The 10,785-nt window shown below is 73.2% G+C and carries 10 protein-coding genes; 4 read left to right on the forward strand and 6 right to left on the reverse strand.

What is annotated here, in order from left to right:
* Positions 1-135 precede the first annotated feature (135 nt).
* Positions 136-1,002, reverse strand: a complete 867-nt coding sequence (locus IEY78_RS07575) for a M24 family metallopeptidase (RefSeq protein WP_189096885.1) — start codon at positions 1,000-1,002, stop codon at positions 136-138.
* Positions 1,003-1,211: 209 nt separating this feature from the next.
* Here IEY78_RS07575 and IEY78_RS07580 point away from each other — a divergent pair, with 209 nt between their 5' ends.
* The 4 genes from IEY78_RS07580 to IEY78_RS07595 all read left to right on the forward strand — a co-directional run bounded on the left by IEY78_RS07580 (position 1,212) and on the right by IEY78_RS07595 (position 4,992).
* A complete protein-coding gene (locus IEY78_RS07580) occupies positions 1,212-2,270 on the forward strand; it encodes an ABC transporter ATP-binding protein (RefSeq protein ID WP_189096797.1) in 1,059 nt (352 codons plus the stop codon).
* Complete coding sequence (locus tag IEY78_RS07585) at positions 2,260-3,201, forward strand: ABC transporter permease subunit (RefSeq protein ID WP_229699760.1); 942 nt, start codon at positions 2,260-2,262, stop codon at positions 3,199-3,201. Before IEY78_RS07580 ends, IEY78_RS07585 begins: the two co-directional genes overlap by 11 nt.
* A 76-nt stretch (positions 3,202-3,277) precedes the next feature.
* Positions 3,278-4,189 (forward strand): ABC transporter ATP-binding protein, encoded by a 912-nt coding sequence (locus tag IEY78_RS07590; protein WP_189096798.1) that lies wholly within the window; start codon positions 3,278-3,280, stop codon positions 4,187-4,189.
* An 83-nt stretch (positions 4,190-4,272) separates the two neighbouring features.
* On the forward strand, positions 4,273-4,992 hold the full coding sequence (locus tag IEY78_RS07595; RefSeq protein WP_189096887.1) for an ABC transporter permease subunit: 720 nt from the start codon (positions 4,273-4,275) through the stop codon (positions 4,990-4,992).
* A gap of 94 nt (positions 4,993-5,086) precedes the next feature.
* Here the strand turns inward: IEY78_RS07595 and mltG are convergent, their stop codons facing one another.
* The 5 genes from mltG to IEY78_RS07620 all read right to left on the reverse strand — a co-directional run bounded on the left by mltG (position 5,087) and on the right by IEY78_RS07620 (position 10,722).
* Positions 5,087-6,010, reverse strand: coding sequence for an endolytic transglycosylase MltG (gene mltG, locus IEY78_RS07600; protein ID WP_189096799.1), 924 nt, complete (start codon positions 6,008-6,010; stop codon positions 5,087-5,089).
* 445 nt (positions 6,011-6,455) lie between these two features.
* Positions 6,456-7,748, reverse strand: a complete 1,293-nt coding sequence (locus IEY78_RS07605; RefSeq protein ID WP_189096800.1) for a CynX/NimT family MFS transporter — start codon at positions 7,746-7,748, stop codon at positions 6,456-6,458.
* 203 nt (positions 7,749-7,951) lie between these two features.
* Complete coding sequence (locus IEY78_RS07610; RefSeq protein ID WP_189096801.1) at positions 7,952-8,662, reverse strand: FadR/GntR family transcriptional regulator; 711 nt, start codon at positions 8,660-8,662, stop codon at positions 7,952-7,954.
* Between the two features lie 243 nt (positions 8,663-8,905).
* Positions 8,906-10,387: a diaminopimelate decarboxylase gene (lysA, locus tag IEY78_RS07615; RefSeq protein WP_229699761.1), complete on the reverse strand. Its 1,482-nt coding sequence runs from the start codon at positions 10,385-10,387 to the stop codon at positions 8,906-8,908.
* Between the two features lie 14 nt (positions 10,388-10,401).
* Entirely contained in the window at positions 10,402-10,722 is a 321-nt protein-coding gene (locus tag IEY78_RS07620; RefSeq protein ID WP_189096802.1) for an SAV_915 family protein, read from the reverse strand.
* Positions 10,723-10,785: the final 63 nt, after the last annotated feature.

The following is a 10,785-nucleotide window of genomic DNA, read 5'->3' on the forward strand; positions in this document are numbered from 1 at the left end:
CTCCACGCCCTTCCCCGTGCCCATCCCCACGCTCCTGCCCGTGCCCGTCGCCCACCCTGTCGCCCCGCCCCTGCCCGTCTCCATGGCCTTGTCCCGGACCCTCTCCACGCCCCTGTCCCCCTCCACGTCCCGTGTTCACGCGGCCCTCTCCTCCTGCCGGCGCCGCACATGCGGCAGATCGTCGTCCAGCCAAAAGGCGCTTTCCCGCGGGTCCGCCGAGTCCGTCACGACCAGGATCTCCTCGAACTTCGCGCCGGTTCCGCGGAATCCCAGGTGGGGTTCGACCGCCCACAGCCCCGGTGTCGGCGGGTGGTCGGAGAAGCGATACGGGCTCCACAGCGGGGACCAGCCGTCCCGGTGGCCGCGCAGCGCATCGGAGGCGAGACCCCGCAGGGAGCGGACGCCGAACCCGAAGAGGGTGGGGGACCAGCGGCGCGCCCCGACCCGGTCGATCTTGTGCGCGATCACGCCGAACGGGTAGGCGCGGTGGCGGTTGGCGTAGCCCTGCCGCACCATCAGCCGGTCGACGTCCTCGTAGATCTCCCGCAGCGACCGCCGCTCGCGCACCTCGCGCAGGATCAGGTCCCGGTGTGCTTCGAGGTCGGCGAGGAGCCGGTCGTGCACGGGGTTGAGGCCCAGACAGCCCGAGTAGCCGATGTCGGCGGTGAACCCCTGGTGGACCGGCGCCATGTCGAGGATGAAGGGCATCCCCGGCTCCAGCGCGCGGTGGGTGGGGAAGAACTGGAGCGGCACCCGGAAGTTGACAAAGGCGGTGCGGTCGCCGAACCACGCGAACGGCAGGTGGAACCAGTCCCGTACCCCGCGCTCGCGCAGCCAGTCGCGCTGCATCCGCGCCGCCGTACGCTCGGTGACCCCGGGCCTGAGCTGTGCGGCCACCGCCTCCGCGCAGGCATAGGCGAGCCGCTGGACCTCTCTGAACCCCCTCAGTTCGGACTTGAGTTCCGCTGCTTCCCGTGAGGTCGCTGTGGTCACCGGGGCCATCGCCAACCGTCCCGTCCCTGAGCAGTTCATCGCGGTACGTGCTCGTAACTTGACACCGGTAAATGTGACAATGACCGACGGCGGCGTCAAGAGCGGTCAGGCGCGGGCACCGCGGGCCCTGACGCCGGGGGAGCTCCCGGGAGGAGACCCCTACGGGCATGTACTACCGCAGGGGGAGGGAGATCCCATCGTCTGGGGTGACGACCGGTGTGGCGGGCGCCACTAGCGTCTACGTCGTGACTGTGATCGTGACCGAAAGCCTGAGCAAGCGGTTCCCGCGGGTGACCGCCTTGGACCGGCTCTCCGTTGACATCGCCCCCGGCGTAACGGGCCTGGTGGGTGCCAACGGCGCCGGCAAGTCCACCCTGATCAAAATCCTTCTGGGACTGGCTCCGGCCACCGAGGGGAGTGCGCATGTCCTCGGCCTGGACGTGACCAAGGACGGCAGCACCATCCGTGAACGGGTCGGCTACATGCCCGAGCACGACTGCCTGCCGCCGGACGTCTCGGCCACCGAATTCGTCGTGCACATGGCCCGGATGTCCGGGCTGCCGCCGACCGCCGCCCGCGAGCGCACCGCGGACACCCTGCGCCACGTCGGCCTCTACGAGGAGCGCTACCGCCCCATCGGCGGCTACTCGACGGGTATGAAGCAGCGGGTGAAGCTGGCCCAGGCCCTGGTCCACGACCCCCAGCTGGTCTTCCTCGACGAGCCCACCAACGGCCTCGACCCGTCCGGGCGGGACGAGATGCTGGGGCTGATCCAGCGCGTCCACCGTGACTTCGGGATCTCCGTCCTGGTGACCTCCCACCTCCTCGGCGAGCTGGAGCGCACCTGTGATCATGTCGTCGTCATCGACGGCGGCAAGCTGCTGCGCTCCTCCTCGACCGATGAGTTCACGCAGGTCACGGCCTCGCTGGCGGTCGAGGTGACGGACACCGACGCCCATCCGGACGGCACCGGAGCGCTGCGCACGGCCCTGGCCGCCGCCGGCGTCGCGGTGACCACCGCCGCGGGCGGCTCCGAGAGCCTCGCCTCCTCCGGCCACCTCCTGTATGTCGAGGCGGCCGGCGAGGAGACCTACGACCTGGTGCGGGACACCGTCGCCGGGCTCGGGCTGGGCCTGGTCCGGATGGAACAGCGCCGCCACCAGATCGCCGAGGTCTTCCGTGACGCGGACGCCGCGGCGCAGGCCATCCCCGCCCCCGCGGGCGCCCCGCGCTCCCCGCACGCCACCCAGGACGGAGGCGCCCACGATGTCGCCTGAGCCCACGACGCCCCAGACCGCGGCGGCCCCGTCCGCGACGGCCGTGGCCGGTGCGCCCGGCGGCGCGCACATCCACAACATCGGCTACCGCCACTACGACGGCCCCCGCCTGGGCCGCGCCTACGCCCGCCGGTCGCTCTTCTCGCAGAGCCTGCGCGGCGCCTACGGTCTGGGCCGCTCGGCCAAGAGCAAGGTGCTGCCGATGCTGCTCTTCGCCGTGATGTGCCTGCCCGCCGCGATCATGGTCGCGGTGGCGGTGTTCACCAAGGCCGGCAAGCTCCCGGTCGGCTACTCCGGCTACGCCATCTACCTCCAGGCCGTCATCGGCCTCTATCTGGCGTCGCAGGCCCCGCAGTCGGTCTCCCGCGACCTGCGCTTCCGGTCGATACCGCTGTATTTCTCCCGCCCCATCGAGCGGGGCGACTACGTGGCATCGAAGTTCGCGGCCATGGCCGCCGCCCTGTTCGCCCTCACCACCGCCCCCCTGCTGGTGCTCTACGCCGGAGCGCTGCTGGCGAAGATGGACTTCCTCGACCAGACGAAGGGGCTGGCCCAGGGACTGGTCTCCGTGGTGCTGCTCTCCCTGCTGTTCGCCGGGATCGGCCTGGTCGTCTCCGCGGCCACCCCGCGGCGCGGCTTCGGCGTCGCCGCCGTGATCGCCGTCCTGACCATTCCGTACGGCGCGGTGAGCGCGCTCCAGGGGATCGCCCACGTCCAGGGCAACGACGCCGCCGCCGGCTGGCTGGGGCTGTTCTCCCCGATCACCCTGATCGACGGAGTGCAGTCGACGTTCCTCGGGGGCACCAGCTCCTTCCCCGACAGCATCGCTCCCTCGACCGGCGCCGGATTCGTCTACCTCCTCGTCACGCTCTCGGTCATCGCCGGCTGCTACGCCCTGCTGCTGCGCCGCTACCGGAAGGCCGGGCTGTGACGCCCGCCCGCCGCCGGCCGCTGCCGGGCGGCGCCCCCGGCCCCACCACGACCCTCCGAAGGAACGGGCCGCGCCCATGACGCACCTCTCCATCGACCATGTCTCGCGCTGGTTCGGCAACGTCGTCGCCGTCAACGACATCACGATGTCCATCGGGCCCGGCGTGACCGGCCTGCTCGGCCCCAACGGCGCCGGCAAGTCGACCCTCATCAACATGATGGGTGGCTTCCTCGCCCCCTCCAACGGCACCGTCACCCTCGACGGCGCGACGATCTGGCGCAACGCCGGTATCTACCGCCACATCGGCATCGTCCCCGAGCGCGAGGCGATGTACGACTTCCTCACCGGGCGCGAATTCGTCGTCGCCAACGCCGAGTTGCACGGCCTGGGCCGGGCGGAGGCGGCCCGGGCGCTGGCCACCGTCGAGATGGAGTACGCCCAGGACCGCAAGATCTCGACGTACAGCAAGGGCATGCGCCAGCGCGTGAAGATGGCGTCCGCGCTGGTCCACGACCCGTCCGTGCTGCTGCTCGACGAGCCGTTCAACGGGATGGACCCGCGCCAGCGGATGCAGCTGATGGAGCTGCTGCGGCAGATGGGCGACCAGGGCCGGACGGTCCTGTTCTCCTCGCACATCCTCGAAGAGGTCGAGCAACTCGCCTCCCACATCGAGGTGGTGGTGGCCGGACGGCACGCCGCGTCCGGCGACTTCCGCAAGATCCGCCGCCTGATGACGGACCGCCCGCACCGCTACCTCATCCGGTCCGACAACGACCGGGCGCTGGCCGGTGCCCTGATCGCCGACCCCTCGACGGCCGGGATCGAGGTGGACCTCGCCGAAGGTGCCCTGCGCGTCCAGGCGGTCGACTTCGGCCGCTTCACCGAACTCCTGCCGCGGGTCGCCCGCGAGCACGGCATCCGCCTGCTGACGGTCTCGCCCTCCGACGAGTCGCTGGAATCCGTCTTCTCCTACCTCGTAGCGGCCTGACCGAGGCCTGAAAGGAGCCCTGACGCATGTCCACGACCACCCCGGCGGCCCCGCCCGCGCCCCCGCGCGCGCCCAAGGCCGCACTGTTCCACCCGACCGTCGCCCGGCTCACCTACCGCGCCCTGCTCGGCCGGCGGCGGGCCCTGATCCTCTTCGCGCTGCCCACGTTGCTGGTGGTGCTCGCCATCGCCGTGCGCGCGCTGGCCAACGCGGACGACTCCACCGCCGGCGGCATCCTGGGCGGCTTCGCGCTGGGCACGATGGTGCCACTGATCGGCGTCATCGCCGGTACGGGCGCGATCGGCCCGGAGATCGACGACGGCTCGGTGGTCTACCTCCTGGCCAAGCCGGTGACCCGGCCGACGATCATCTTCACCAAGCTCCTTGTCGCGATCGGTGTCACGGTCGTCTTCTCGTCCCTGCCGGTCCTGCTCGCCGGCTACCTCCTCAACGGCAACAGCCAGCAGATGGCCGTGGGGTACGCGGTGGCGGCGGCGATCGCCTCGGTCGCCTACAGCGCCCTCTTCCTCCTCTTCGGCACGCTCACCCGGCACGCCGTGGTGTTCGGCCTGGTCTACGCCCTGGTCTGGGAAGCGCTCATGGGGACGCTCATCCCGGGCGCGAAGACCCTCAGCGTCCAGCAGTGGGCGCTGGCCGTCGGGCAGCGGGTGGCCGCGGAGGGTGCGATCACCTCGGACGTCGGACTGCCCACCGCCATCTGCCTGTTGGTCGGCCTCACGGTCGTCGCCACCTGGTACGCCGGCCGCCGTCTGAAGTCGCTCACCCTGACGGGCGAGGAGTAACCCCCTTTGGACGACCGGGCCCGCGGGGCGGCAGGACGGACCTCGTCCCTGCCGCCCCGCGGGCCCGTCGGCGTCGTGCCGTCACGGCCCCGCTTCAGGCTCCGCCACCGCTCGCCGAGCCCCCGCCCCCACTCGCCGCGCCCCCACTCGCCGCGCCCCCACTCGCCCCGCCACCGCTCACCGAGCCACCACTCATCGCGTCTCCGCTCGGCTCGTCCCGCTGGCGGCGGTTGAACTCCCGCACGTTGCTCAGATGCCGCTGGTAGTCGGCCGTGAAGCGGGTGTCGCCCGGTGTGACCGTGACGAAGTAGAGCCAGTCACCGGCGGGCGGTGCCCCGGCCGCCCGCAGCGCGTCCGCCCCGGGGCTGTCGATCGGCGTCGGCGGCAGGCCCTGGTTGCGGTAGGTGTTGTAGGGGCTGTCGATCCTGGTGTCGGCGTGGCTGGTGCGCAGCGTGCTGCGGCCCAGCGCGTAGTTGAGCGTCGAATCCATCTGCAGCGGCATGTGGTGGTCGAGCCGGTTGGTGATGACCCGGGCGACCTTGCCCATGTCGGCCGGCCGGTCCGCCTCGGCCTGCACGATGCTGGCGATGACCACCGTCCGGTAGGAGGAGACGCCGCGGTCGGCGAGGTGCCCCCGGGCGGTCCTGACCATGTAGGAGAGCAGCGAGGCCGGGGTGGTGTCCGAGCGGAGCGGATACGTCGCCGGAAAGAGGTAGCCCTCGGGGTTGCCGTGGGCGTCGTCCGGCAGTGTGAGGTGCGCGCTCCGCGCGGCCCTCGCCGTGGAACCCGCGGGCACCTTCAGGGCCTTGTCCGCGGCGGCGTAGATCTGTCCGGCCCGCTGCCCCTCCGGGACCGTCAGGGTGCCCACGGCCTGCCGCCCGCGCAGCCACCGGGCCAGCAGCAGGCCGCCCAGGACGAGCAGGACGACCAGGACGGCCGCGAGAAGGAGCCGGCCACGGCGGCCACGACGGGAGGACCACGGTCCCGGCTGGTGAACGGTGTGCTGAACCTCGCTCATGGGGGCACCGTAGGACACCGCCCCGACCGTCAGGTGACCACCACGAAAAGGGCTCCCGGAGATCTCCGGGACCCCGCCCCACCAGCGCCCCTTACTTCCCCGTACGGGCTAGGCCGTGTCCGCGAAGTCCCGCCTGGCTCGCGGCGCCTGGCACGCATCCCCCCGCCTGAACGGCGCGGGGGGGGGACCCCACCTGCGTTGTCGGGCTCGTCCACGTAGACCCACTACGAGGACGACCTCCCGCCTTGCGAGCGCGCTCGGCACCCACCGGCTGAAGGGGAGCCGAGACGGAGCGAGCGCAGCGGATGCAGCGAGTGCAGCGCACCAGAAGCCGCGAGCCCCGCCCGCCGGGCGGGGCTCGCGGCGACTCTGCGGACACGCCCCAGAGCCCGTCCTAGACCCCGTCGTCCGGAACAGCCCCCAGGCCCGTAGTCCCGATCAGGCCCTAGCTGCCGTTAACCCGCTCACCGATCCGGCGGTCCCGTCCCGCGCCCGTGGCCAGCAGTGCCAGGCCGGCGCAGACTCCGAGCAGCAGGACCAGCGGGACGCTCCAGCCGCCGGTGGCCTGGTGGACGGCGCCCAGGACCAGGGGCCCGGCGGCGGCGAGGAGGTAGCCGCCGGTCTGGGCCATGCCGGAGAGCCGGGCGGCGGTGTGGGCGTCACCGGAGCGCAGCACCATCATCGTCAGGGCCAGCCCCAGCGCACCGCCCTGTCCCACGCCGAGCAGCACGGCCCACAGCCAGGCGCCGGCCACCGGCGCCAGCAGCAGACCGGCGACGCCGCAGGCCATCAGCGCGGACACCGCCACACCCAGCAGACGCTGACGCCGCATCCGCCCCGCGAGCACCGGCACCACGAACGAACCGGCCATCTGCAGCAGCGTGCTGAACGCGAAGACCAGCCCGGCCTCGCTCTTGGCCATGCCGTGGTCGGTGAAGATCGTCGGCATCCAGGCGATGCTCACGTACGCGATCAGCGACTGCGAGCCCATGAAGAGCGTGACCTGCCAGGCCAGCGGGGACCGGCTCAGCTTCGGCCCGCCCGCGCCGTGGTGCGCCGGGGTGGCCGCGGGCGCGCCGTGCCGGCTGCCGCGCCGGACGAGCAGGGCCTGCGGGATCCAGACGACCGCGGCGACGGCGGCCAGCAGCGACCAGGAGACCAGCGACCCCTGCCAGCTGCCGAGCGCGTCCTCCAGCGGGACCGCCGTGGCGGCCGAGACGGTCGCGCCCAGGATCATCGCGGTCGAGTACAGCGCCGTCATTCCCGCGGCCCGGTCCGGGAAGTCCCGCTTGATCAGCCCCGGCATCAGCACGTTCAGCAGGGCTATGGAGGACCCCACCACCGCACACCCGGCGAACAGCGCGACCACCGGCGGGGCGATCCGCAGCACGATGCCGCCGCACAGCGCCACCAGCGCCCCGCACAGCACCGCCTCCGTGCCCCAGCGCCGCGCCAGCTTCGGCGCGGCGATCGAGCCGAGCCCCATGAAGACCAGCGGAATGGTCGTCACCAGGCTGCTGGCGGTCGGCGTCAGCCGGAAGTGCCGGCCGATCTCCCCGAGCAGCGGGGAGACACCGGCCAGCGCGGTGCGCATGTTGAGCGCGGCGAGCACGATCCCGGCCATCAGCAGGGCGGGGTGGGCCCGCAGCCGGCGGCGGGCGGTGGCGACCGGCGGTGTCGCGACCAGATCCTGCTCGGCGTCGATCACCGCGGTCGCCCGCTCGGGTGTGCTCGGCATGCTCTGTTCCTCCGCTCGTCCGGCCGTCAACGGCGATCTGCCGCGCGGCTCGTGGGTATGTCCGCTCCCGCGCCGGAAGTCCGCCCGGGCGCCGCCACCCGCGGCGCACCGCGACGGGCGCACTCGCGCGGCGGCACGGGGCACCGCGGCCCGGTGTGCGAGAGGCGGGGGAGCGCCTCGTCGTCCGGCCCGGAGGCAGGGGCTCAGTCGTCGGTCAGCAGGGCTTCCACGGCCCGCTTCGGCTTCTCCAGCAGGGCGCGGGTGGCCCGCTCCGCGGCCTCCGGGTCGCCCGCCGCGATCGCGTCCATGACCGCGCGGTGATCCCCGTGCAGGATCCTCGGCATCGCCCGGTCGTCGAGCGCGCTGACCAGCGCCTCCCGCACCGAGCTGCTGAACCAGCCGTACGTGGCCGTCAGCGCGGTGTTGTGCGCGGCCTCGACCACGGCCCGGTGGAAGGCGATGTCGTGGTCGGCGTAGAGCTCCAGCTGGTCGGCGTGCGGCTGGCCTTCCGCGTCCGCGAGGTCGGTCTGCGCGTCCAGCGCGGCCCGCATCCGTGCCAGGTCGGCGGGCTCGTGGCGCAGCGCGGCCAGCCGGGCGGCCTCCGCCTCCAGCGCGATCCGCACTTCCAACACGTCGCGGATACCGGCCCGTTGGACGCCGCGCATGATGTCGCCGGGGTCCGCGGTGGACACCACGAAGGTGCCCTCGCCCTGCCGGGAGCGCAGCATCCCCGCATGGACGAGCACCCGCACGGCCTCGCGGACGGTGTTCCGGCCGACTTCGAGCTGTTCGGCGAGCGCGTGCTCGGTGGGGATGCGGGACCCCACCGTCCACTCCCCGGCGGCGAGTTGGGCCCGCAGGGCATCGACGACGGTGTCCACGAGTGAGCGCCGTCCCGCCGCCTGCAGTGCCATGGCCGTCCCGTCCGAGTCGATGCGTGTCGATGCCTGCCGGTTGCCCTGTCATCCTACAACTGACTGATTCATCGTACATGCAAGTGGCCGGGGCGAGAAAGGCGACGAGGAAAGCGATGGGGAAAGTGCCTGGTGGGAGCACGAACGGAGGCGGGGAGCACGAACGGGGGCGGGGAGCGCGAACGGGGGCGGGGGACGGGACGCCGGGCAGTGACCCCGCCGCCCCGTCCCCCGCCCCCTGCCTCACAGTCCGATGTCCCGCTCCTGCATGTCCGCCAGGGATTCGCGGCGCACCAGGAGGCGGGCGCGGCCACCGGTGACGGCGACCACCGGCGGGCGGCCGACGAGGTTGTAGCCGGAGGCCATCGAGAGCTGGTAGGCGCCGGCGACGGGCACGGCCAGCAGATCGCCGGGGCGGACATCGGCGGGCAGCGGGACGTCGGCGGCGAGCACATCGCCCGCCTCGCAGTGCCGCCCGACGACGGTGACCGGCTCCGTCGCGGCCGCCGCGTCCCGCCCGACCAGCCGCGGGGCGTAGCGCACCCCGTACAGCGCGGGCCGCGGGTTGTCGCTCATCCCGCCGTCCACCGCGACGAAGGTGTGTGCGCCGGTCCGCTTGACCGACAGCACCCGGTAGAGGACGACGCCGGCCGGGCCCACCACGGCGCGGCCGGGCTCGACGGCGAGCCGGGGCACCGGCAGCCCGGCCGCCGCGCAGCCGCGGGCCAGCTCCGCGCGGACCCGCGCGGCGAGGGCGCCGAGGTCGAGGGCCGGCTCACCGGGGCGGTAGGCGACGCCGTGGCCGCCGCCGAGGTCCAGCTCGGGCAACGTGATGCCGTGCTGCTCACGGATCCGGGCCAGCAGGCCGATCAGCCGCCGTACGGCCGACAGATACGGCTTGACGGTGGTGATCTGCGAGCCCAAGTGGCAGTGCAGCCCGACCAGTTCGAGGCGTGGCTGGCTGAGCACCCGGGCGATGGCGTGCTGGGCGGAGCCGTCGGCGATCGACAGCCCGAACTTCTGGTCGTCGGTCCCGGTCCGGATCTTGGCGTGCCCGCCGGCGGCGATCCCCGGCACGACCCGGATCAGGACCTTCTGCCGGGTGCCCGCCGGGACCGCGGCGGCCAGCCGGGCGATCTCCGAGGTGTTGTCGAGGGCGATCCGGCCGACGCCGAGCCGCAGCGCGGCCCGCAGATCCGCCGGGCTCTTGGCGTTGCCGTGCAGCACCATCCGCTCGGGCGGGAAGCCGGCGGTGACGGCCAGTTCCAGTTCGCCGGCCGAGCAGACGTCCAGGCCGAGGCCCTCCTCCCGCACCCAGTGCACCATGGCGCGGCACAGGAACGCCTTGGCCGCGTAGTAGACCTCGGCCTCGGGGAAGGCCCGCAGGTAGGCGCGGCAGCGGTGGCGTATCTCGTCCTCGTCCAGGACGTAGGAGGGGGTGCCGAACCGGTCGGCCACCTCGGTGAGCGGCACCCCGCCGACGGCCAGGTCGTCATGGCCCGCGGGTGTCGTCGACCCGGGCCAGACGGACAGCGACCCGTCGCCGGAGAGCGGTCCGTCGCCGGACAGCGGCCCGTCGCCGCGCGCCGGTCCGTCGCCGGCGGGCGGCCGGAGGGCGGTGCGCGGCGGGGCGGTGACGGCGCCGGCCGCGGGGGCGGTGTTTTCCCGGACGGCCCGGGGCAGGGTGCGGCCGCCCATCGGGTTCAGGGGGGTCGGATGACTCATGGTGCTCGCCTCCCTCAGACGGCCCGCAGATGGTGACCGCGGCTCCGGGGCGTCTCGGGGACGAAGCCCGGATCCACGGTCAGCGCCCTCGCTCCGACGGGCTCGGCCAGCGCCCGCAGCGCGGCCTCGGAGAGCCTGACCCACGGCTGGCCGCTGCCGAGGACCGCGGCGAGCCGCTGGGGAGAGGTGAAGCCGACGGCGGTACGGCCGCCGAGCGGAGTGCGGAACAGGCGGGCCGTGCAGCCCGCGGGGCCCGACCGGACGGGGACGTACAGCAGCCCGGCCGGGACGGGTTCGGCAGGCTCGGGATCTTCCGCGTACAGGGGATGGGACACGGCGTCGCTCCTCGTTCAGAACAGCGGCCCCGGACCGGTGGGAAAGGCGTACGCCGGGGCTCG

The sequence above is a fragment of the Streptomyces kronopolitis genome (assembly GCF_014646275.1).
Lineage (GTDB): Bacteria > Actinomycetota > Actinomycetes > Streptomycetales > Streptomycetaceae > Streptomyces > Streptomyces kronopolitis.